Raw genomic sequence first — 22,292 nt, 5'->3', positions numbered from 1 at the left:
ACGGGGACCTACGTCCTACGTAACGTGCATCGCACGACCGTCCGATTCCGCGCCTGCCCAGGAGGGCCCATGGCGTCACAGACCGCGGCAGAAGCGTCGTCCGCACCGCCCCGACCGGGCCGCAACCGAGTGCTCTGGCTCTCGACCATCGCCTTCACCCTGATGTTCGCGGTGTGGCTGATGTTCGGCATCCTGGGCGACCCGATCCGCGAGGAGTTCGGCCTCAGCGACGTGCAGCTGTCGTGGATCGTGGCGGCCGCCACCCTCAACGGCTCGCTGTGGCGCCTGCCCGCCGGCATGCTCGCCGACCGCTTCGGCGGACGCATCGTGTTCACGGTGCTGCTGCTCGTCTCCGCGGTGCCCACCTACCTGGTCTCGCAGGTGAACTCCTACACCGCCCTGCTGGGGCTCTCCTTCCTGATCGGCCTGGCGGGGAACTCGTTCTCCGTCGGCATCGCCTGGAACTCCGCGTGGCAGCCGCGCAACCGTCAGGGCTACGCCCTCGGGCTCTTCGGCGCGGGCAACGTCGGCGCCTCGGTGACCAAGTTCATCGGGCCTCCGATCATCACCGGCACCGCCGGCGCGACCTACTTCGGCTTCATCGACGGCGGCTGGCGCCTGGTCCCCGTCGTCTACGCGGTGCTCCTGGTCGTGATGGCCGCGGTGCTCTGGTTCGGAACCCCCCGCCACGACCTGAAGCCCGGGACCGAGGTGCCGTTGACGGAGCAGCTCGCCCCGCTCAAGCAGATGCGGGTGTGGCGCTTCAGCCTCTACTACGTCGCGGTCTTCGGGGCCTACGTCGCCCTCTCGGCCTGGCTGCCGATCTACTACATGGACAACTTCGACGTCTCCCTGCAGACCGCGGCCCTGCTGACCGCCACCTACATCTTCCCGGCGTCACTGCTGCGCCCGGTGGGTGGCGCGCTGTCGGACCGGTACGGCGCTCGTCGCGCGATGTACTGGACCTTCGGCGCGATGCTGGTGACCAGCGGCATCCTGATGATGCCCAACGGCTTCGTGGTGGTGCAGCTGCCCGACGGCAGCGAGGACGAGCACCTCGCCTACCACCTGGACCTGGTGCCCTTCGTGCTGCTGGTCTTCGTGCTCGGGTGCGCGATGGGCGTGGGCAAGGCGGCGGTCTACAAGCACATCCCGGAGTACTTCCCCGAGAGCGTCGGCGCCGTCGGCGGACTCGTCGGGATGCTCGGCGGCCTCGGCGGCTTCGCCCTGCCGCCGCTCTTCGCCTACACGAAGGAGTGGTCCGGCTTCCCGACCAGCACCTTCGGCGTGCTGTTCGTCCTGACGGTCATCTGCAGCGTGTGGATGCACTGGACGGTGGTGCACATGCTCCATCACGAGTCGCCCCACCTGGCACACAAGCTGGACAACCCCACCGATGAGGAGACACCGGCATGAGCAAGTCGACCACCTCCCGGTCCGGCGAATGGCTGGAGTCCTGGGACCCGGAGAACGAGCAGACCTGGAACAAGCCCCTGGCGTGGCGCACCCTGTGGATCACCACGTTCGCACTCTTCCTCGCGTTCGCGGCCTGGTTCCTGCCGAGCGCGCTGATTCCGAAGCTCAACTCGCTCGGCTACGACTTCTCCAGCAACGAGCTCTACTGGATGGCAGCCATGCCGGGCCTGTCCGCAGGCATCTTCCGGCTGGTGTGGATGGTGCTCCCGCCCATCATGGGCACCCGCAAGATGGTGGCGCTCACCTCGCTGCTGCTGGTCTTCTCGACCGCCGGGTGGGGGGTGCGGGTCCAGGAGCCGAGCGCTCCCTACTGGGAGCTGATGCTGCTGGCGTTCCTGGCCGGCATCGGCGGTGGCGCGTTCTCGGGCTTCATGCCCAGCACCTCGTACTTCTTCCCTCGCTCCAAGCAGGGCACCGCGCTGGGGATCCAGGCCGGCATCGGCAACTTCGGCGTCTCGGCCGTGCAGCTGCTGACGCCCTATCTGATCGCCCTCTCGTGGCTGGCCTTCATCGGGGGCTCGCAGACCATCTCGCAGCCGGGCAAGGAGCCCGAGGAGGTCTGGTACCAGAACGCCGCCTTCGTCTGGATCCCCCTGATGGTCCTCGCGGCGATCCTGGCCTGGACGATGCTCAAGTCGGTGCCGATCAAGGCCAGCATCCGCCAGCAGTTCGACATCTTCGGCAACGTCGACACCTGGCTGATGACCCTGCTCTACATCATGACCTTCGGCACCTTCGCCGGCCTCTCGGCGCAGTTCGGGCTGCTGATGGGCGAGCTCTACGGCAGCGCGAACCCCGACATCGTCCAGGGATCCGGCGCCGACGCCACCGTGCTGGTCGAGGGATACGCCGTGCCCGACGCCGCGAAGTACGTCTTCCTCGGCCCCCTGGTCGGCGCCGGCGCCCGGGTGCTGTTCTCACCGCTCACCGACCGCATGGGCGGCGCCATCTGGACACTGGTCTCCGGCGTGGGACTGGTGGCCTCGATCGCCTTCACCATCACGACCTTGAGCCCCGACACCACCTCTGCCGCCACCTTGGAGAGCGGGTTCGACCAGTTCCTCTGGGGGATGCTCGCGATCTTCCTCTTCGCCGGGATCGGCAACGCCTCGACGTTCAAACAGATGCCGATGATCTTCGAGAAACGTCAGGCCGGTGGCGTGATCGGCTGGACCGCCGCGATCGCGGCGTTCGGTCCCTTCTTCTTCGGCGTCGGCGTGACGTCGATGGGCCCGGTGGCCTTCTTCGCCATCGGCATCGCCTGGGCGGTGATGTGCGTGGTCGTCACCTGGGTGCGCTATGCCCGCAAGGGCGCTCCGAAGCCCGGCTGAGGCTGCTGCTCGGGCTGGGAAAACGACGGGACCCCGCCGTACCTTCAGGTACGACGGGGTCCTGTCGATCTTCGCTGGACGCCGGAGCGTCCGTGCTCGGATCAGAAGTCCATGCCACCCATGCCACCGGTCGGGTCGCCGCCCATGGGCGCCGCCTTCTCCGGCTTGTCGGCCACGACGGCCTCGGTGGTGAGGAACAGTGCGGCGATCGACGCGGCGTTCTGCAGCGCCGAGCGGGTCACCTTGGCCGGGTCGATGATGCCCGCGGCCAGCAGGTCGACGTACTCGCCGGTGGCGGCGTTGAGGCCCTCGCCGGCGGGGAGGTTCGCGACCTTCTCCGCCACGACGCCGCCCTCGAGGCCGGCGTTGATGGCGATCTGCTTCAGCGGCGCCGACAGCGCGACCTTGACGATGTTGGCACCAGTGGCCTCGTCGCCGGTCAGCTCGAGCGTGTCGAACGCAGTGGCACCGGCCTGGACCAGGGCGACACCACCACCGGGCAGGATGCCCTCCTCGACGGCCGCCTTCGCGTTGCGCACGGCGTCCTCGATGCGGTGCTTGCGCTCCTTGAGCTCGACCTCGGTGGCCGCGCCGACCTTGATGACGGCCACGCCGCCGGCCAGCTTGGCGAGGCGCTCCTGGAGCTTCTCGCGGTCGTAGTCGGAGTCCGACTTCTCGATCTCGGCGCGGATCTGGTTGACCCGACCCTCGATCTGGGCGGCGTCGCCGGCGCCCTCGACGATGGTGGTCTCGTCCTTGGTGATGACGACCTTGCGGGCCTGGCCGAGCAGCTCGAGACCGGCGGTCTCCAGCTTGAGGCCGACCTCCTCGGAGATGACCTGGCCGCCGGTGAGGATCGCGATGTCCTGCAGCATGGCCTTGCGGCGGTCGCCGAAGCCGGGGGCCTTGACCGCGACCGACTTGAAGGTGCCGCGGATCTTGTTGACGACCAGGGTCGACAGCGCCTCGCCGTCGACGTCCTCGGCGAGGATGACGAGCGGCTTGCCCGACTGCATGACCTTCTCCAGCAGCGGCAGCAGGTCCTTGACGTTGCTGATCTTGGAGTTGGCGATCAGCACGTAGGCGTCCTCGAGGACGGTCTCCATGCGCTCGGGGTCGGTGACGAAGTAGGCCGAGATGTAGCCCTTGTCGAACCGCATGCCCTCGGTGAGCTCCAGGTCGATGCCGAAGGTGTTCGACTCCTCGACCGTGATCACGCCCTCCTTGCCGACCTTGTCCATCGCCTCGGCGATGGCGTCGCCGACGGTGGTGTCGCCACCGGCGGAGATGGTCGCGGTCGCGGCGATCTGCTCGCGAGTCTCGACCTCCTTGGCCTGGCTGAGGAGCTGCTCGGTGACAGCGCTCACGGCAGCCTCGATGCCCCGCTTGAGGCCCATCGGGTTGGCCCCGGCGGCCACGTTGCGCAGACCCTCCTTGACGAGGGCCTGGGCGAGGACGGTCGCGGTCGTCGTGCCGTCACCGGCGACGTCGTCGGTCTTCTTCGCGACCTCCTTGACCAGCTCGGCGCCGATCTTCTCGTAGGGGTCCTCGAGCTCGATCTCCTTGGCGATGGAGACACCGTCGTTGGTGATGGTGGGGGCGCCCCACTTCTTCTCCAGGACGACGTTGCGGCCCTTGGGGCCCAGGGTGACCTTGACGGCGTCGGCGAGCGTGTTCATGCCACGCTCGAGGCCGCGCCGGGCCTCCTCGTTGAAAGCAATCAGCTTCGACATATCTCCTGCGATCCTCTGTGTGTATCGGGTGGATCTTGTGGGTGCGATCAGTACGCGGTGCGGCCGGGGAGGCGGGTCGGGGTCCGTGCTCGGACGACCTCTCCCCACCGGGGCTTTTTGTCACTCTCAATGCGAGAGTGCCAGTGCCCATGTTTAGCACTCGCCCATGGCGAGTGCAAGCGAGGGGCGGGTGTGGCAGGTGGGTCCATTGCGCTGCGCGCGACCCCCGGCGCGCTCTAGCCTTTGCCCACCGGCACCCCGTGCCGACCCGACCCAGGGAGGACCCCCTTGCTCATGCTCCACCCGACCCCTGAGAACGAGTCGAGGCGCTCCCCGGAGCACGCGCCGGAGGAGACGGGCGCGCAGGTGGGTGCCGAGCGGCCGCTGGCTGGCCGCGTCGCCGTCGTCACCGGCGCCAGCAGCGGGCTCGGTCTCGCGTTCGCACGGCTGCTGGGCCGCGCCGGCGCACAGGTCATGGTGGCGGCACTGCCCGGCAGCGGCGTGGACGACGCGGTGGGCTCCCTTCGCGCCGACGGCCTGCAGGCCCACGGTCACGAGCTCGACGTCGCCGACCTCCCGGCGGTCGAGGCGCTCGCCGCACGCGCCCGCGACCTGGGCCCGCTGGGCGTGTGGGTCAACAACGCCGGCGCCCCCGGGGTCTACGGCCCCGCCCACCTCGTGCCCTCGGCGGTGTTCGAGCGGGTGCTGGACGCCAACGTGCGTGGCGTCTTCCACGGCACCCGTACGGCGGTCGCCGCCATGCTCGCCGAGGCCAGCACCGACCCCACGCGCGCTGTCGGCCACGTGGTCAACGTGTGGGGCAAGGGCGCCACGAAGCCGGTGCCGATGCAGAGCGCCTACGCCAGCTCCAAGGCCTGGAACCGCGCCTTCACCCGCACCGTGCGCGCCGAGCTCGCCGGCACCGGCGTGCGCGTGCACGGCTTCGACCCCGGCCTCGTCCGCACCGAGATGCTCTCCCGGGTCACGGTCGCGCCGGGCATGGAGCGCCGGGTGCGGGCCCTGCCGTACGTCGCCGCCCTGTGGGGCCAGAGCCCCGAGGACGCCGCCGCCCCGCTGCTGCCGCTGCTGCTCGAGGGCCGCGACGACCACCGCGACCTCACGCTGGGCACCGTGCTCGGCCGCGGGGTGCGCTCCGTGGCCCGCGGCGAGCTGCGCTCGAGTCGCCGGATGAAGCTCGACGTGCGGGTGCTCGAGGACTGAGGGCCGGGCTCCCCCGCCACCGCGCTGCGGCCCTCAGGCTCCGGGCGCCGCCGTGATGATCGTCGGCTCGTGGCGCACGGGGAACGCCACGGAGGCGGCGATGAAACAGTTCGCACTCGCCTCGGCGTGGATCTCGCGCGCCAGCACCACCTGCGCCGGGTCGGTGATGCACACCCGCGGACGGAGGGTGACCGAGGTGAACCGCCCGCCCTGGCCGACCTGCGCCAAGGCGCCGACCGGCGCGTCGTCGTACGCCGTCACCACGATGCCGTGCCGCACCGCCGAGTGCAGGTAGGACAGCAGGTGGCACTGCGAGAGCGCCGCGAGCAGCAGCTCCTCGGGGTTCCAGCGCCCCGGGTCGCCGCGGAAGGCTGCGTCGGCGGAGGCGAGCAGGTCGGGCTTGCCCTCGGCGCGCACCAGCACGTCGCGCCCGTAGTCGCGGTAGCCGCTGGTGCCGGTGCCGCGATCGCCCTGCCAGGCGAGGAAGAGGCGGTAGTGGTGGTCGGCCATGTCCCCATCCTGCCGCCCCCCGCCGCGCTCCGCGGAGGGACGATGGTCCCAACAGGGGAACGAAAGTCCCGGACCCCTTGGCGAGAACACGTTCTACTTGGCATGGTTTGCCTGTGACCCAGACCACAACCGCCCCGTCCCGCCCCTTCACCCTCGCCGACGTGCTCGAGGTGATGGCCGACACCATCCCGGACCGGACCGCGATCTTCACGATGGAGCGGACCTACACCTTCGCCGAGCTGGACGAGCGGGCCAACCGGGTGGCCAACCACCTGCTCGAGGCGGGCATCCAGCCCGGGGACCACGTGGCGGTGCACTCGGCGAACCGCATCGAGTGGATCGATGCGTTCTACGGCTGCTTCAAGGCACGCGCCGTGCCGATCAACATCAACTACAAGTACAAGCACGACGAGCTCGCCTACCTCTACGACAACGCCGACTGCGTCGCGGCGTTCGTGGCCCCCGAGCACGTCGAGGCGCTCGGCGAGCTCGACACCCCGCAGCTGCGGCACTGCCTCGTGCTGGGCGAGGAGTACGACGCCGCGATGGCCGCCGCCTCCCCCGAGCGGCCGGCGGTCCAGCGCTCCAGCGACGACCACTACGTCATCTACACCGGCGGCACCACCGGGCTGCCCAAGGGCGTGACCTGGCGTCAGGAGGACCTGATGCGCGCCGCCCTCAACGCCAGCCGCTTCGGCGCACCGATGGAGTCGATCGAGCAGCTGGCGGGTGAGGCGGCGGCCAACGAGAACCCGATGGTGCTGCTGGCCTGCGGCCCGATGATGCACGGCGGCAGCCAGTGGATCCTCGGCAACGGCCACGTCGCGGGCTTCACGGTGGCACTGTTCACCGAGCCCCACTTCGACCCCGAGAAGATCCTCGACCTGGTCGACGCCGCGGGCGTGGTGTCGCTGACCTTCCTCGGCGACGCGATGGGCCGCCCGGTGGCGGAGACCATCCTGGCCCACCCCGACCGCTGGGACCTGTCCAGCCTGATGGCGGTCTCCAACGGCGCCGCCCCGTTGTCCGAGGGGGTGCGCGAGGAGATCCGTCGCGCGCTGCCCGGCCGCTTCATCCTCGACACCTACGGCTCCTCGGAGTCCGGCGCCGGCGGCTCCCGGATGGACGACGGCACCGGCGATGCCGCGGGCGCGCCGAAGTTCACCTTCGACGCCAACGCGGAGGTCTTCGGGCCCGACGACAAGCCGGTCCCGGTCGGCGAGGTGGGCATCCTCGCGCGCCGCGGGGCGATCCCGCTGGGCTACCACAAGGACCCGGTGAAGACCGCAGCCACCTTCAAGGAGATCGACGGCGTGCGCTGGTCGATCACCGGCGACATGGCGCGGCGCGAGGAGGACGGCGCGATCACCGTGCTCGGGCGCGGCTCGGTGTGCATCAACACCGGCGGGGAGAAGGTGAACCCCGAGGAGGTGGAGTCGGTGCTGCTGCGCCACGACGACGTCTTCGACGCCGCCGTCGTGGGCACCCCGCACGAGCGCTGGGGCCAGCAGGTCACCGCTCTGGTGCAGCGTCGCGAGGGCGCCACCCTGAGCGAGGACGCGCTCCGCGAGCACTGCCGGGCCCTGATCTCGAACTACAAGGTGCCCAAGTCCGTGCTCTTCGTGGACCAGGTGCCGCGCACGCCGGTGAGCAAGGTCGACTATCGGGCGACCGCGGAGCTGGCTTCCCAGCTGCTCGACGCCTGAACGCGACCGAGCGCGGGCCCGGGGTGTCGTCCCCGGGCCCGCGCTCGTCGTACGGGCTCGCGGAAGGCTCAGCAGCCGCCGGCGACGGCGGGGATCACGGAGACCTCGGCGCCGTCCGGGGTCGGGGTGGCCAGGTCCTGCTCGAAGCGCACGTCGTCGTTGTTGACGTAGACGTTGACGAAGCGGCGCAGCTTGCCGTCCTCGTCGACGATGCGGCCCTTCACGCCGGGGAACCGGCTGTCCAGGTCGTCCAGGATCTCGGCGACGGTGGCGCCGGTGGCGCTGACCTCGGAGTCGCCACCGGTGTAGGTGCGCAGGATGGTCGGGATCCGGACGCTGACTGCCATGGTTGTTCCTTCGCTTCGGTGGTGGTGCTCAGACGAGGCCGATGGCCTTGAAGGCGGCGTACGTCGGCGCGATGGTCGCCGCGGCGCCGACGGCGCCGGAGACGGCGTCGAGGGTCTTGAGGCCGTGCCCGGTGTTGATCACGACGGTCTCGAGCTCGGGGTCGAGCTGGCCGGTCTCCACGAGCTTGCGGGTCACCGCGACGGTGGTGCCGCCGGCGGTCTCGGTGAAGATGCCCTCGGTGCGGGCCAGCTGCACGATGCCGGCGCGGATCTGCTCGTCGGTGACCTCCTCGACGGCGCCACCGGTGCGGCGTGCGATGTCGAGGACGTAGATGCCGTCGGCGGGGTTGCCGATCGCCAGGGACTTGGCGATCGTGTCGGGCTTGACCGGACGGATCGCGTCCACGCCGGCCTTGAAGGCGGTGGCCACGGGGCCGCAGCCCTCGGCCTGGGCGCCGAAGATCCGGTACGGCTTGTCCTCGACGAGGCCGAGCTTGATCAGCTCGGCGAACGCCTTGTCGACCTTGGTCAGCTGCGAGCCGGAGGCGACCGGGATGACGACCTGGTCGGGCAGGCGCCAGCCGAGCTGCTCGGCGATCTCGTAGCCCAGGGTCTTGGAGCCCTCGGCGTAGTAGGGCCGCACGTTGACGTTGACGAACGCCCAGCCCTCCTCCTCGCCGGCGATCTCGGAGGCGAGCTTGTTGACGTCGTCGTAGTTGCCGTCGACGGCGACCAGGTTCTCGGTGAAGATCGCGGAGTTGACCTGCTTGGGCTGCTCGAGGTTGCTCGGGATGAAGACGACCGTCTTGATGCCCGCGCGGGCACCGGCGGCGGCGACCGCGTTGGCCAGGTTGCCGGTGGAGGGGCAGGCGAAGACCTTGGCGTCGAGCTCGCGGGCGGCGCTCAGCGCGCAGGCGACGACGCGGTCCTTGAACGAGTTGGTGGGGTTGGTCGAGTCGTCCTTGACCCACAGGTTCGTGATGCCCAGCTCGCGGCCGAGGTTCTCGGCGCGCAGCAGCCGCGTGAAGCCGGGCTCGGTGTTGGGGCTGGACTCGATGTCGGCGGGGACCGGGAGCAGCGCCTTGTAGCGCCAGATGTTGCGCGGGCCGGCCTCGATCTCCTCGCGGGTCACGGCCGGGAAGTCGTAGGTGATCTCGAGGGGACCGAAACACTCCGGACAGGCGTAGAACGGACCCAGTGCCACCTGGTGGCCGCACTCGCGGCACGAGAGCGCGGTGGCGTGGCCGAACGCCCCTTCGCGCAGCCCAGGGGTGGTGGGGGCCTCAGTCACGACAGCGCTCACAGCAGTCCTCCTTCTCATCTGCCCAGCGCGACTCTCGCGCCGGTCGGATTTGGCACCACTTCCACGACTCCGGACGCACCGTGGTGCGCCTGCGGGGGTTCGCGGCGGTTGCCGGGACTTCTCAGGGCCGTTCCCTCAGTCCCTCTGGATGAGCAAGCAACACCTTAGGCGTGCCCTGCCGGGACACCGAATCGGGGGCCCGAATAGCAAGACGCGCGTTCAGGATGTGAGACGGTCGGCGCGCGCGTCGGCCGTCAGCCGCGCCAGCAGCGCCAGCACTCCCTCGGGCCCGCGGACCACGACGTCCGACATCTCGGCGAGCGCGCTCTGCTCGTCGGAGGCCGAGCAGACCTTGAGCACGTCCACCCCGGCGGTGGCGAGCTCGTCGAGCGCCTCGAAGGCCTCGACGTCGCCCAGGTCGTCACCGGCGAAGAGGAAGCCGTCGGCGTCCAGCACCGTGGCCAGCCGCTGTACGACCAGGCCCTTGTGCGAGCCGGCGGAGCGCACCTCGATCACTGCGCGCCCGGGCTCCAGCACCAGGCCGTTGCGCTCGGCGAGCTCCCGCATCGGGGGCAGCAGGCGCTCGAACGCGCCGTCGGGGTCCGGCAGCCGGCGGGTGTGCACCGCGACCGCCAGTCCCTTGTCCTCGATGAACGCCTCGGCGGCGTCCGCGCGGCGCAGCAACCGGGGCAGGTCACGCTCGAACGTGGCCAGGCCACGGGGCGGCCGGGCGCCGACGATGCGCCGCCGGGTGGAGGTCCACCGCTCGTTGCCGTACTGGCCGAAGACGTAGAGCTCCTTGCCGGCCGCCTGCAGCGCGTCCCCGACCTCCTCCAGACCGCCGAGGTCGAGCGCCTGGCGGGCCGGACGGCCGGTGATCACCGCGATCGCGGCGACCTCCTCGGCGAGCTCGACCAGGACGTCGCGGGCGTCGGGATGGATGTGCGCGGCAGTGGGGTCGGCGACGATCGGCGAGAGCGTGCCGTCGAAGTCGAGCCCGACGACGGTGCGCGCCGCCGCCTGCACCAGGGCGTCGTACCGCTTCTCGCCGTCGCTTGAGGAGAACCTCACCACGTCATCTCACCATGCGCCCGGTGACGAGGACGGTCCAGTGGGTGAAATCGCGCGCCGCGGGCGTGACCGGCGCCTCAGAGGTCGCCGGTGAGGATCAGCGTGAGGCTGGTCGAGCTCATGTCGCTGCTCGGGTCGGAAGGCTTGATCCGGGCCACGCCGAGGTCGAGCGCGAGCTGGCGCGCGGCGGCCTTCTTGCCCTTGGGGTAGTAGACCGTCGTCGCGGGCACCGTGCCGTACCAGTTGTCGGCGGCGACGACCTTCCAGCCGGCCTCGGTCACCTTGGTCGAGACGCGCTTGGCCAGGCCCGTGATCCGGGTGTTGTTGAAGACCACGACGGACTGCTTGCTGCGCACGACCGGCTTCGGCTTGGGCTTGGCGCTCTGCGTCGGCTCCGCGGTGGCGGTCTCGGTCTGCGTCGGGGTCGGCGTGGCGGCCGCGGTCGTCGCCGAGATGTCGCGCTCGGTGGGCTCGGGGTCGCGGGTCAGCACGAACGCGACCGCGGCCAGGGCGACGGCCACGACGGTCAGGATCACCACTGGCGAGGGCAGCACCGCGCCGCGCTGCGAGCGCGATCGGGCGTGGCCCGCCGCGCCGGTCGAGCCGGTCGAGCCGGTCGAGCCGGTCGAGCCGGCCGAGCCGGCAGGGTCGACGGAGGATTCTGCGGGCGGGATGGGGAAGCTCATGGCCGCCTCTCTGCGGGTCAGATCTCGAAGCCGAGGCGCCGGGCGGAGCGCTGCCGCTGACGCTGGGAGCGCAGCCGGCGCAGCCGGCGCACCAGCAGCGGGTCCTCGGCCAGGGCCTCGGGCCGGTCGATCAGGGCGTTGAGCACCTGGTAGTAGCGGGTGGCGCTCATGTCGAACTGCTCGCGCACCGCGCTCTCCTTGGCGCCGGCGTACTTCCACCACTGCCGCTCGAACTCGAGGATCGCCCGGTCCCGGTCGCTGATGCCGGACGCAACGGCCGCATCGGCGTCCTGGTGGCTGCGCTCGGCGCTCATGGGAGTCTCCTCGACGCTCGGGGCGGGATGCCCCGTCGGGCGGAACAGGTGGAAGGAGCCCACTGTAACCCGCGAATCACAAAGGTGTCATTCGCATCGCCGAGTCGTGCGCCGGCCGTGAGGCACGGCGCTCAGCGCGGTGCCCCGGTCGCGGGATCGGCCCCGCTGCGCAGGTAGCGGAGCACCGCCAGCACCCGGCGGTGCGCCTGGTCGTCGTCTGGCGCCAGACCGAGCTTGGCGAAGATCCGCTGGGTGTGCTTCTCCACGGCCGCCAGGGAGACCACCAGCGCGTCCGCGACGGCTGCGTTGGAGCGTCCCTGCGCCATCAGCGCCAGCACCTCCCGCTCGCGCGGGGTGAGCGCCAGCAGCGGGTCGCGGCGCCGGCCCATCAGGTCGCGCACCACCATCGGGTCCAGCACGGTGCCACCGGCCTGCACCGTCGCCAGTGCGTCGAGGAACTCGGCGACCTCGCTGACCCGGTCCTTGAGCAGGTAGCCCACGCCGCCCTCGCCGGTGGCCAGCAGCTCGTCGGCGTACGACGCCACGACGTACTGCGAGAGCACCAGCACGCGGGCCGCCGGCCACTCCCGGCGCACCCGCACCGCGGCCCGCAGCCCCTCGTCGGTGTGGCTCGGCGGCATCCGCACGTCGACGACCGCCAGGTCCGGGCGGTGCTCCAGGGCCGCGGCGACCAGGCCGGGCCCGTCACCCACCGCGGCGACGACCTCGTGGCCGGCCTCGGCCAGCAGCAGCTGGAGGCCCTCGCGCAGCAGCACCGAGTCGTCGGCGACCACGATCCTCACGACACGATCCTCACCCGAGCGGCACCCGCGCCCGCACCCGCGTCGGCCCTCCCTCGGGCGAGAGGACCTCCAGGTCGCCGTCCACGCCGCGCAGCCGCTCGGCGAGCCCGTGCAGGCCGTGGCCCGGCGTCGGCGTCGCCCCGCCGCGGCCGTCGTCGCTCACGGTGACCTCGAGCCGGCCGTCGACCACGACCACCGCCACGTCGGCGCGGGTGGCACGGGCGTGCCTGACCACGTTGGTCAGCGCCTCGGCCACCACGAAGTAGGCGGCCGTCTCCGCGGCGGCCGGCAGGTCGCCGGGCAGCTCGGTGTGGACCCCGACCGGGATCGGTTGCCCGGCGGCCATCTCCCCCACCGCGGCGGCCAGGCCGCGGTCGACCAGCAGCGGCGGCGCGATCCCCCGCGACAGTGCCCGCAGCTCCTCGACCGCCGCCCGGGCCTGCGCCACGGCCTCGTCCAGCGTGCGCGCGGCCCTCGTAGGGTCCTGGGCGAGCTGCACCCGCGCGCGGCCCAGGTCCATGCCGAGCCGGATCAGCCGCTGCTGCGGCCCGTCGTGGATGTCGCGCTCCAGCCGGCGCAGCGACTCCGCCTCGGCGCGGTGCGCGGAGTCGCGGCTCTGCTCGACCTGCGTCACCCGGCCCTGCAGGTCGGCGCGGCTGCTGAGCAGCGCCCAGGCCAGGCCGGCGTGCAGGTTGCTCACCGCGCGCACCGCCCAGGGCAGCGTCACGAGCGCGACCACTCCGAGCCCCAGCTGCAGCAGGCTCTCGGCCACCGCGCCCTCGCCGAGGCCGATCAGCTGGGCCAGCCCCTCGCCGTCCTCGGGCAACCACTGCTGCCAGAACCAGTAGGTCAGGCCGCCCAGGACGACGCCCCACCAGGTCACGGTGACGGTGAACGCCAGCGTGCCGGTCACCACGCCGGCCAGCGCCCAGGCGACGTCGAGCCACGACTGAGCATCGCGCAGCGGGGTCAGCATCCGGCGCCAGAAGCCGGCGCCGGGCTCCGCGCACACATAACGCGGGGTGGCGGCGCGCCGCCCGAGCATCCCCTGCACCCGCAGCCGCTCGAAGCGGGCGAAGCCGCGGGCCACCATCACCCCGACGCTGAGGAGCAGCACCCCGACCACCAGCACGGCGAGGCTCGCGCCGAGGGAGAGGTCGATCACGACCAGCACGAAGGCGACCAGGGCGATCGGGAACGCCGACAGCGCGTAACCGCTCTCCAGCAGCACGCGTCGTACCCCGCGCTGCGGGCCCCGGTCGCGGTCGTCGTACGACGTGGCGGCGGGCGCCGGGACGGCGGCGGAGGTCAGCACCTGGCTCATGCCTCCATGCTCGCGGGACCGACGCACGGACACGATCCTGCCAGCAGGACACTCGATGTCGGGCCAACCCGACACCCGTCCCGCGGCCCGCGAGGCCGGCCGCGACGCGCGAACCCCGCACCCTGCTCGCGCGACCAGGCGGCCACTAGGGTGGGCGCCGTGGCTCATGACCTCGTCATCGTTGCGAATCGACTGCCCGTGGACCGGGTCACCGAGAAGAACGGACGGGCCGCCTGGCGCCGCTCCCCCGGTGGCCTGGTGTCCGCGATCGAGCCCGTGATGCGCGCTCACGACGGCGTGTGGATCGGCTGGTCGGGTGGCAACGAGGCACGGTTGAAGCCGTTCACCGTCGACGGCCTGCACCTGGTGCCGATGGCGATGAGCGAGACGGAGATCTCCGAGCACTACGAGGGCTTCTCCAACGGCACCCTGTGGCCGCTCTACCACGACCTGATCGCCAAGCCGGAGTTCCACCGCGAGTGGTGGGACACCTACGTCAAGGTCAACCGCCGCTTCGCCGAGAAGGCCGCGGACCTGGCCGCCGACGGCGCGACGGTGTGGGTGCACGACTACCAGCTGCAGCTGGTGCCGCAGATGCTGCGCGAGCTGCGCCCGGACCTGCGGATCGGCTTCTACCTGCACATCCCGTTCCCGCCCACCGAGCTGTTCCAGCAGCTGCCGTGGCGCCGGCAGATCCTCGAAGGGCTGCTGGGCGCCGACCTGGTCGGCTTCCAGCTGCCGGGCGCCGCGCAGAACTTCGTCCGGCTGGTGCGCCAGCGGGTCGGGCACAAGACCCACCGCGACCTGGTCTACCTGCCCGACGGACGCACGGTGCGGGCGGCGGCGTTCCCGATCTCGATCGACGCCTCCGGCTTCGAGGAGCTCGCCCGCTCCGAGGCGGTCACCGCCCGCGCGGCGGAGATCCGCGAGGCGCTGGGCAACCCCCGCAAGATCTTCCTCGGCATCGACCGCCTCGACTACACCAAGGGCATCTACGCCCGGCTGCGCGCCTTCGGCGAGCTGGTCAGCGAAGGCGCGCTCGACGTCGACGACGCCGTCTTCGTCCAGGTCGCCGTGCCCTCGCGCGAGCGGGTCGAGCACTACCGCAACCTGCGCGACGACATCGACCGCCTGGTGGGCCGGCTCAACGGCGACCTGGGCCGGATCGGCACGCCGGCGATCAGCTACATGCACACCTCCTACCCGCGCGAGGAGATGGCGGCGCTCTACCGCGCCGCCGACATCATGGTGGTCACGCCGTACCGCGACGGGATGAACCTGGTCGCCAAGGAGTACGTCGCCTGCCGGATCGAGGACGACGGCGCGCTGGTGCTCTCGGAGTTCGCGGGGGCCGCCGAGGAGCTGCGCCAGGCCTGGCTGGTCAATCCCTATGACATGAACGGGATGAAGGCGGCGCTGCTCGAGGCGTTCCAGGCCCAGCCCAAGGAGGTCACCCGGCGGATGCGGGCGATGCGCAAGCAGATCGCGCAGCACGACGTGAAGGCCTGGGCGGACAGCTTCATGACCGAGCTGGAGCTGGCCGAGGACGTCCAGCACACCAAGACCCTGCGGCCGGCCACCCGCTCCTGACCCTCCCCGCGGAACGGACCTCCGAGGGCGGGTCCGGCGGGGTAGCGTGCCGCCATGGAACTGCCGTCGGTGCGCTCCCTGCCCGGTTTCGGTCTCGTCCCCGGTCCTGACCGGGTCCTGGCCGCCGCCAGCAACGTCGCCCACAAGATGCTCTACGGCGGCGTCGCCGACCTGCGTCCGATGCCGCGCACGCTGATCGACGAGGGCACGCTGCGCGAGGTCTACCACTACCGCGCCCTGCCCGACGGCGTCGAGGACGGCGACCCCGTCCTGCTCGTCACCCCGTTGGCGGCGCCCTCGCTGTGCTACGACCTGCGCCGTGGCTGCTCGCTGGTCGAGCACCTGGTCACCGAGGGCCGGCCCACCTATCTCGTCGAGTACGGCCAGGTCTCCTTCGCCGACCGCAACCTCGGCATGGAGCACTGGGTCGACGACGTGCTGCCGTCCGCGATCCGTGCCGTCTCCGAGCACGCCGGCGGCCGGCCCGTGCACGTGGTCGGCTGGAGCCTGGGTGGCATCTTCGCGATGCTCGCGCTCGCCGACCCCCGCTCCGGCACGCTTCCGGTGGCCTCGCTGAGCATCATCGGCTCCCCGGCCGACGTCAGCCAGGTGCCGCTGCTGGCACCGATCCGGCCGCTGCTGAACCTGACGGCCGGCAACGGGCTCGTCACCCGCAGCTACAAGATGCTCGGCGGGGCGCCGCAGCCGCTGGTGCGTTGGGCGTTCCAGCTGACCGCGGTGCAGAAGCTCGTCACCAAGCCGATCGCGCTGGCCACCCACGTCGACGACCGGGAGTTCCTCGCCCAGGTCGAGGCCGTCGACCGGTTCACCGCCAACATGATCGCCTACCCCGGGCGCGCCTTCGGCCAGCTCTACCACCGCTTCGCGAAGGGCAACCAGCTCGCCGAGGGGCACTTCGAGCTCGACGACCGCACCATCGAGCTGTCCGCGATCGACGTGCCGGTGCTCGTCTTCGGCGGCTCGACCGACGGCATCGCCCCGGTCCGGGCGGTGCGCGCCGTCGTACCGCACCTGTCGGGGTCGCCGGAGGTGCGCTTCGAGGTGGTGCCGGGTGGGCACCTCGGCATGCTGACCGGCCGGGCGGCACGGCAGAGCACCTGGGTGGTGCTCGACGAGTGGTTCGACCAGTGGTCGGGCTCGGCCGCCCCCGCCGCCCCGATCGGCACCAGCCCCAAGCGGCGGCACTCCTCGTCGGCCTCGCGCGCGCTGTCGAAGTAGCCCGGGTGGGCACTGTGGGGACGCTGCCGCGCGGCGTCCGGATCGGCTACGGCGCCGGGTCGGTGGCCACGGGCGCCTTCGGCACCGTGCCGGGCCTGATGCTGCTGCCGTACCTGACCGACACCCTGGCCGTGCCCGCGCTGCTGGCCGGCGTCATCGTCTTCGCCCCCAAGGCATGGGACGTGCTGCTCAACCCCGTGGCGGGGCGGATCAGCGACCGCAGCGTGGATCCACGGGGCCCGCGGCGGCCGTGGCTGTTGCGCGCGGGGATCGCGCTCGCGGCCTGCTTCGCGCTCCTCTTCGCCGGCCCGGACCTGGGCTCGCGGACCGTGGAGGTGCTCTGGGTGCTCGTCGCGTTCCTCGCCTGCGCGACGGCGTACGCGTTCTTCCAGGTGCCCTACGTCGCGATGCCCGCCGAGCTCACCGGCTCCTACGCCGAGCGCACCCGGCTGATGACCTGGCGGGTGGTGATCCTGGCGTTCACCATCCTGCTCGCGGGCGCCAGCGCGCCGGCGATCCGCGACGCGGTCGGCGGGCGTGACGGCTACCGGGTGATGGGCGTGGCGATGGCGGTGCTGATCCTCGTCGGCGCCGTGCTCGCCTACCGGGGCACCGCGTCGGCTCCCGTCGGCGCGGTGGCGCCAGGGCCGGGCACGTTGCGCGACCAGCTGCGGCTGGTCGCCGGGGCCCGCGACTTCCGGCTGCTGCTGACCACCTTCGTGCTGCAGGCTCTGGCATGCGGCTGCATGCTCGCCGGCGTCGACTACCTGGCCGGCGACGTGCTTGAGCGCGACGGAGCGGCGACCTTGCTGTTCGTGTGCTTCGTCGGCCCCGCACTGCTGCTGACCCCCGCCTGGGCCGCCGTGGGCCGGCGGCTGGGCAAGAAGCAGGGGTACGTCGCCTCCTCGCTCGTGCTCGCCGTCGGCGCCGGGCTCGCGGCGCTCGCCCAGAGCGCCCCGGCAGCGGTGGTGTTCGCCGCGGTGGCGCTCGTCGGGGTGGGCTACGCCGGGGTGCAGGTGTTCCCGCTGGCGATGCTGCCCGACGCCGCGGCCGTCGACGCCCGGCGCACCGGCAGCACCCGGGTCGGGGTCTACACCGGGGTGTGGACCGCCGGCGAGACGCTCGGCCTGGCGCTGGGGCCGGGGGTCTTCGCCGTGGTGCTCGCGCTGGGCGGCTACCGCTCCAGCGCCACCGGCGGTGTCGCGCAGCCGGAATCGGCGATCACCGCGATCACGCTGGGCTTCTCCGTGCTGCCCGCGGTGCTGGTGCTCCTCAGCCTGGCGTGGCTGCGCGGCTACCGGTTGGACGAGGAGGAGGTCGAGGAATGGGCACACGCATGAGTCCGCACACGGGTCCCCTGGGTGCACACGAGGTGCGCGCCCGGCTCGCGGCGCTGCGCCAGGGCGACCTGCCCGTGCACGGCGGGCGCACCCTCGCCTACGTGTACGACGCCGGGCTGGCCGAGGTCGACGCGCTGGCCCGCGAGGCGGTGGCCGCGTTCGCCGGCAGCAACGGCCTCGACCCGACCGCCTTCCCGAGCCTGCTGGCGATGGAGAACGATCTGGTCGCCTTCGCCGCCGAGCTCCTCGACGCTCCCGAGACCATGGTCGGCACGCTGACCTCCGGCGGCACCGAGTCCTGCCTGCTCGCGGTCCAGGGCGCCCGCGACGCCCGCCCGGACGTGACCCGGCCGAGCATGGTGCTGCCCGACACCGCGCACGCCGCGTTCCACAAGGCGGCGCACTACTTCGGGGTGCGGGCGGTGGTGGTGCCGACCACGGCCGACCATCGTGCGGACCCGGCCGCGATGGCGGCCGCCATCGACGAGACCACGGTGCTCGTCGTGGCCAGCGCGCCGTCGTACGCGCACGGGGTCGTCGACCCGGTGGCCGAGGTCGCGGCCGCGGCGGCCGCCGCGGGTGTGCGCTGCCACGTGGACGCCTGCATCGGCGGCTGGGTGCTGCCCTATGCCGCCCGGCTGGGCCGGCAGGTGTCGCCGTGGACGTTCGCGGTGCCCGGCGTCACCTCGATCTCCACCGACCTGCACAAGTACGCCTACGCCCCCAAGGGAGCATCGCTCCTGCTGCACCGCACCCCGGCCCTGCGCCGGCCGCAGTACTTCGCCGACGCCGGCTGGCCCGGCTACACGATGCTCAACGCGACGCTGCAGTCCACCCGCTCGGGCGGGCCGGTCGCCGGTGCCTGGGCGACCGTGCGCGCGATCGGGCACGACGGCTACCTGGAGCTGACCCGGCGCGCGTTGGCAGCCACCGACGCGATCGCCGACGGCATCGCCGGCCTGGACGGGCTGCGGCTCGTCGCGCAACCCGACTCCACGCTCGTCGGTGCCACCGCCGAGGGGGCGCTCGACGTGTTCACCGTCTGCGACGAGATGGCGGCCCGCGGCTGGTTCGTGCAACCGCAGATGTCCTTCGGTGACCTGCCCGCCTCCCTGCACCTGGCGGTGAGCGCCACCACCGACCCCGACGCGTTCTCAGCCGCGCTCACCGACGCGGTGGCCGCGGCGCGCGCCGCGGGCCCCGTCGTCGCGGACCCCGAGGTGGTCGCGCTGCTCGCCGCGCTGGATCCCGCCACGCTGGGCGAGGAGGAGCTCGACGCCCTCCTGGCTGCGGGCGGGCTGACCGAGACCGGCGACGCGACCGGCGACGCGGCCGGAGGTGGGGGCGGCCCCGTGCTGCCGGAGCGGATGGCCGGCGTCAACGCGCTGCTCGACGCCGCTCCCGCGCGGTTGCGCGAGGCCGTGCTGGTCGCGTTCCTCGACCGGTTGGCGCGTCCCGCGCCCCTGCCCGCCGGTCCGGTCGGTTCCGCGGAGTAGTCCCGAAGGACTAGTGCACTCGGGCCGGGCTCGCGATCCGCGAGCGGCCGGGCTCGCCTAGATTCTTCCTTGCCGACGCGGAGCCCGAGCCCGCCGGAGGGAGCCCCCCCACGCACGCGCACCGTCACCGGAGCGCCGCACGGGGGTCCGGTGAGCCGGGCGACGCGAAGGCGCTGACGCACGCGCGGCGGCGCGTCCCTTGGAGGGAGAGGGACGCCTCGCTGCCTGCGGTGCGCGTAGATTCTGCGGCCGTGAGCGCACTGTCGAAGCTGGTGGATCGAGGCCTGATGGCCCCCGACTGGGCCGAGGCGCTGACGCCGGTCGAGGACCGCATCGATGCCCTCGGCGCGTTCCTGCGCGCGGAGGTGGCAGCCGGACGCGACTACCAGCCGACGGGCGACCACGTGTTCCGCGCGTTCCGGGCGCCGCTGGCCGACGTGCGCGCGCTCGTCGTCGGACAGGACCCGTACCCGAACCCGGCGCACCCGATCGGCCTGGCCTTCGCCGTCGAGCGGCACGTGCGGCCGCTGCCGCCGAGCCTGCGCAACATCTACCGCGAGCTCGCCGACGACGTGGGCGTCGTACCGCCCGAGCACGGCGACCTGTCCGCGTGGACCAGCCAGGGCGTGATGTTGCTGAACCGGGTGCTGACGGTGCAGCCCGGCGTCTCGAACTCGCACCGCAACCAGGGGTGGGAGCACGTCACCGCCTGCGCCATCGCCGCCCTGGTACGACGTGCAGAGGCCGGCGCTCCGCTGGCCGCGATCCTGTGGGGCAACGCCGCGCGCTCCCTGCGAGGGCACCTGGGGCCGATCCCGGCGGTCGAGTCGCCGCACCCCTCCCCGCTCTCGGCGTCCCGCGGGTTCTTCGGCTCGCGCCCGTTCAGCCGGGTGAACCAGCTGCTCCTCGACGCCGGCGCCGAGCCGGTGGACTGGTCGCTGCCCGCCTGATCCGGCCAGGATGGAGTGACGAAGCACGCCTCCGGGAATATAGTTGAGCATTCAACCTTTGAGGTGGACATGGACGCTCGCAGCACCGACCCGATGCCGGCCCTCTACATCGGCCACGGCGCGCCGCCGCTGCTCGACGACCCGGTGTGGTCCGGCCAGCTGGCCGCCTGGGCTCGCGACCTGCCGCGCCCCAAGGCGATCCTCATCGTCAGCGCGCACTGGGAGTCGGCCCCACTGTCGCTCTCGGCCAACCACGCACCGCTGGTCTACGACTTCGGCGGGTTCGCGCCGAAGTACTTCCAGATGACCTACGAGACACCGGACTCCTCCGCGCTCGCCGCCCGCATCACGGCGATGATGCCGCGCACCGAGCCCGTGCACCAGCACACCTCCCGCGGCCTGGACCACGGCGCCTGGGTGCCGCTGAAGATCATGTACCCCCACGGCGACATCCCGGTGCTGCAGATGTCGATGCCGACCCACGACCCGGGCCGGCTGATGGAGATCGGCCGCCGGTTGCGCCCGCTGCGCGAGGAGGGCGTGCTGATCATCGGCTCCGGCTTCCTCACCCACGGGCTGCCGTTCCTCAAGGAGTTCCGCATCGACGCCGCCGCACCCGGCTGGTCGCAGGACTTCGACGCCTGGGCCGGCGCAGCGCTGGCCCGCGGCGACGTCGACGAGCTCGCCTCGTTCCGCGACAAGGCGCCCGGCATGCCCTACGCCCACCCCACCGTGGAGCACTACAGCCCGCTGTTCGTCACCCTCGGCGCCGCGACCGACGCGAGCGTCCCGGGCGAGCAGGTCGTCGACGGCTTCTGGATGGGGCTGTCCAAGCGCTCCCTGCAGGTGGCCTGACCCCACCCGGCCCCGAGCGGGCCACTCAGCCCTCGGCCCGCTCGAGCCGGGCCCGCAGCCGGGCCACCTCCGCCTCGAGCGCGAGCACCCGGGCGATCCCGGCGATGTTGAGCCCGTCGGCGAGCAGGTCGCGGATGCGGTGCAACGTGTCGATGTCGGCCCGGCTGTAGAGCCGGGTGCCGCCTTCGCTGCGCTGGGGCGCGAGCAGACCGCGGCGTTCGTAGACGCGCAGGTTCTGCACCTGCAGCGACGTCATCTCGGCGGCAACCGAGATCGCGAAGACCCCATGGGTGCGCTCCGGACCCGCCTCACGCCGCGCCGTCCGCCCCGTCGTCGGCTTCGCCATCTCCACCCCGATCCACCCCGATCCACCCCGTTGCGATCTGCCCCGTGGCTTGATCTGCGGGAACAGATTATCTATAACAAGCGTTACACATCTACGAACGGCCGCAACCCCGGCCGAAACCCCACCCACCGAAGGAGGAAGTCCAGATGTTGCTGCGCACCACCGACCCGTTCCGCGACCTCGACCGGCTCGCCGGCCAGCTCCTCGGTTCGGCCACCGGCACCACCAACCGCCCCGCCGTGATGGCGATGGACGCCTGGCGCGAGGGCGAGAGGTTCGTGCTCGAGTTCGACCTGCCCGGCGTCGCGCCGGAGAGCATCGACATCGACGTCGAGCGCAACGTGCTGACCGTCCGCGCCGAGCGGATGACCCGCAACGGGGACTGGCAGCGCCTGGCCTCGGAGCGCACCCACGGCCAGTTCTCCCGCCAGCTCGTCCTCGGCGACAACCTCGACCTGGACCGGATCGAGGCCGGCTACGAGGGTGGCGTGCTGCGGCTGACGATCCCGGTCGCCGAGAAGGCCAAGCCGCGCAAGATCCACCTGGCCGGCGTCACCCCGGCCGAGCAGCCGGAGGCCATCGAGGCCTGAGCCGGTGCCGGTGGAGCGCCGGTCACGCACCGGCGCACACCACTGCACATGACGAGCGGCC

At 72.0% G+C, this 22,292-nt stretch carries 21 protein-coding genes and 1 riboswitch; of the genes, 11 read left to right on the top strand and 10 right to left on the bottom strand.

The annotated features are described in order from the left end of the window. Positions 1–69 precede the first annotated feature (69 nt). The gene (locus tag KG111_RS03565; protein ID WP_205290727.1) at positions 70–1,416 is read left to right on the top strand and encodes an MFS transporter; all 1,347 of its coding nucleotides are present in this window, start codon (positions 70–72) and stop codon (positions 1,414–1,416) included. After that, positions 1,413–2,807: an MFS transporter gene (locus KG111_RS03560; protein WP_205290728.1), complete on the top strand. Its 1,395-nt coding sequence runs from the start codon at positions 1,413–1,415 to the stop codon at positions 2,805–2,807. Before KG111_RS03565 ends, KG111_RS03560 begins: the two co-directional genes overlap by 4 nt. A gap of 101 nt (positions 2,808–2,908) precedes the next feature. Here KG111_RS03560 and groL read toward each other — a convergent pair whose 3' ends face one another. Next, positions 2,909–4,540 (bottom strand): chaperonin GroEL, encoded by a 1,632-nt coding sequence (gene groL, locus KG111_RS03555; protein ID WP_205290729.1) that lies wholly within the window; start codon positions 4,538–4,540, stop codon positions 2,909–2,911. Positions 4,541–4,834: 294 nt separating this feature from the next. Here groL and KG111_RS03550 point away from each other — a divergent pair, with 294 nt between their 5' ends. Next, complete coding sequence (locus KG111_RS03550) at positions 4,835–5,761, top strand: SDR family NAD(P)-dependent oxidoreductase (protein ID WP_205290730.1); 927 nt, start codon at positions 4,835–4,837, stop codon at positions 5,759–5,761. Between the two features lie 33 nt (positions 5,762–5,794). Here KG111_RS03550 and KG111_RS03545 read toward each other — a convergent pair whose 3' ends face one another. Then, positions 5,795–6,271, bottom strand: coding sequence for an OsmC family protein (locus KG111_RS03545; RefSeq protein WP_205290731.1), 477 nt, complete (start codon positions 6,269–6,271; stop codon positions 5,795–5,797). 113 nt (positions 6,272–6,384) lie between these two features. On the opposite strand from KG111_RS03545, the gene KG111_RS03540 reads away from it, so the two are divergent. After that, entirely contained in the window at positions 6,385–7,977 is a 1,593-nt protein-coding gene (locus KG111_RS03540; RefSeq protein ID WP_205290732.1) for an AMP-binding protein, read from the top strand. 68 nt (positions 7,978–8,045) lie between these two features. Here KG111_RS03540 and KG111_RS03535 read toward each other — a convergent pair whose 3' ends face one another. The 7 genes from KG111_RS03535 to KG111_RS03505 form a co-directional block, all read right to left on the bottom strand. Further along, on the bottom strand, positions 8,046–8,324 hold the full coding sequence (locus KG111_RS03535; protein ID WP_205290733.1) for a ubiquitin-like small modifier protein 1: 279 nt from the start codon (positions 8,322–8,324) through the stop codon (positions 8,046–8,048). Between the two features lie 28 nt (positions 8,325–8,352). Further along, complete coding sequence (thrC, locus tag KG111_RS03530) at positions 8,353–9,627, bottom strand: threonine synthase (RefSeq protein ID WP_249666280.1); 1,275 nt, start codon at positions 9,625–9,627, stop codon at positions 8,353–8,355. Positions 9,628–9,638: 11 nt separating this feature from the next. Further along, positions 9,639–9,782, bottom strand: a riboswitch (SAM riboswitch). Between the two features lie 64 nt (positions 9,783–9,846). After that, a complete protein-coding gene (otsB, locus tag KG111_RS03525) occupies positions 9,847–10,698 on the bottom strand; it encodes a trehalose-phosphatase (protein ID WP_205290735.1) in 852 nt (283 codons plus the stop codon). A 77-nt stretch (positions 10,699–10,775) separates the two neighbouring features. Further along, entirely contained in the window at positions 10,776–11,384 is a 609-nt protein-coding gene (locus KG111_RS03520) for a LytR C-terminal domain-containing protein (protein ID WP_205290736.1), read from the bottom strand. Positions 11,385–11,401: 17 nt separating this feature from the next. Then, entirely contained in the window at positions 11,402–11,698 is a 297-nt protein-coding gene (locus KG111_RS03515; protein ID WP_205290737.1) for a DUF3263 domain-containing protein, read from the bottom strand. A 131-nt stretch (positions 11,699–11,829) separates the two neighbouring features. Beyond that, positions 11,830–12,501 carry a response regulator gene (locus KG111_RS03510; protein WP_205290738.1) on the bottom strand — a complete coding sequence of 224 codons (672 nt, stop codon included), beginning with the start codon at positions 12,499–12,501 and terminating at the stop codon, positions 11,830–11,832. Between the two features lie 10 nt (positions 12,502–12,511). Beyond that, positions 12,512–13,825, bottom strand: a complete 1,314-nt coding sequence (locus tag KG111_RS03505; RefSeq protein ID WP_205290739.1) for a sensor histidine kinase — start codon at positions 13,823–13,825, stop codon at positions 12,512–12,514. A gap of 159 nt (positions 13,826–13,984) precedes the next feature. Here KG111_RS03505 and KG111_RS03500 point away from each other — a divergent pair, with 159 nt between their 5' ends. From KG111_RS03500 to KG111_RS03475, 6 genes are all read left to right on the top strand, one after another. Continuing rightward, positions 13,985–15,415, top strand: a complete 1,431-nt coding sequence (locus KG111_RS03500; protein WP_372440132.1) for an alpha,alpha-trehalose-phosphate synthase (UDP-forming) — start codon at positions 13,985–13,987, stop codon at positions 15,413–15,415. A 54-nt stretch (positions 15,416–15,469) separates the two neighbouring features. Next, complete coding sequence (locus KG111_RS03495; protein ID WP_205290741.1) at positions 15,470–16,654, top strand: alpha/beta fold hydrolase; 1,185 nt, start codon at positions 15,470–15,472, stop codon at positions 16,652–16,654. A 5-nt stretch (positions 16,655–16,659) separates the two neighbouring features. Further along, the gene (locus tag KG111_RS03490; protein WP_205290742.1) at positions 16,660–17,994 is read left to right on the top strand and encodes an MFS transporter; all 1,335 of its coding nucleotides are present in this window, start codon (positions 16,660–16,662) and stop codon (positions 17,992–17,994) included. Further along, entirely contained in the window at positions 17,991–19,490 is a 1,500-nt protein-coding gene (locus KG111_RS03485; RefSeq protein ID WP_205290743.1) for a pyridoxal phosphate-dependent decarboxylase family protein, read from the top strand. The genes KG111_RS03490 and KG111_RS03485 overlap by 4 nt, the downstream gene beginning before the upstream one ends. A 287-nt stretch (positions 19,491–19,777) precedes the next feature. Next, positions 19,778–20,440 carry a uracil-DNA glycosylase gene (locus tag KG111_RS03480; RefSeq protein ID WP_205290816.1) on the top strand — a complete coding sequence of 221 codons (663 nt, stop codon included), beginning with the start codon at positions 19,778–19,780 and terminating at the stop codon, positions 20,438–20,440. Between the two features lie 69 nt (positions 20,441–20,509). Beyond that, on the top strand, positions 20,510–21,295 hold the full coding sequence (locus tag KG111_RS03475) for a dioxygenase family protein (protein WP_240195442.1): 786 nt from the start codon (positions 20,510–20,512) through the stop codon (positions 21,293–21,295). Between the two features lie 25 nt (positions 21,296–21,320). On the opposite strand, the gene KG111_RS03470 is transcribed toward KG111_RS03475, so the two are convergent. Beyond that, positions 21,321–21,641, bottom strand: coding sequence for a MerR family transcriptional regulator (locus KG111_RS03470; protein WP_205290744.1), 321 nt, complete (start codon positions 21,639–21,641; stop codon positions 21,321–21,323). A 146-nt stretch (positions 21,642–21,787) separates the two neighbouring features. Between KG111_RS03470 and KG111_RS03465 the strand changes: the two genes are divergently transcribed. After that, on the top strand, positions 21,788–22,231 hold the full coding sequence (locus KG111_RS03465; protein WP_205290745.1) for an Hsp20/alpha crystallin family protein: 444 nt from the start codon (positions 21,788–21,790) through the stop codon (positions 22,229–22,231). Positions 22,232–22,292 lie beyond the last annotated feature (61 nt).

It is taken from the genome of Nocardioides faecalis, from assembly GCF_018388425.1.
In the GTDB taxonomy this organism is placed as follows: domain Bacteria; phylum Actinomycetota; class Actinomycetes; order Propionibacteriales; family Nocardioidaceae; genus Nocardioides; species Nocardioides faecalis.
This window is presented reverse-complemented; position numbering and strand designations above follow the sequence as displayed.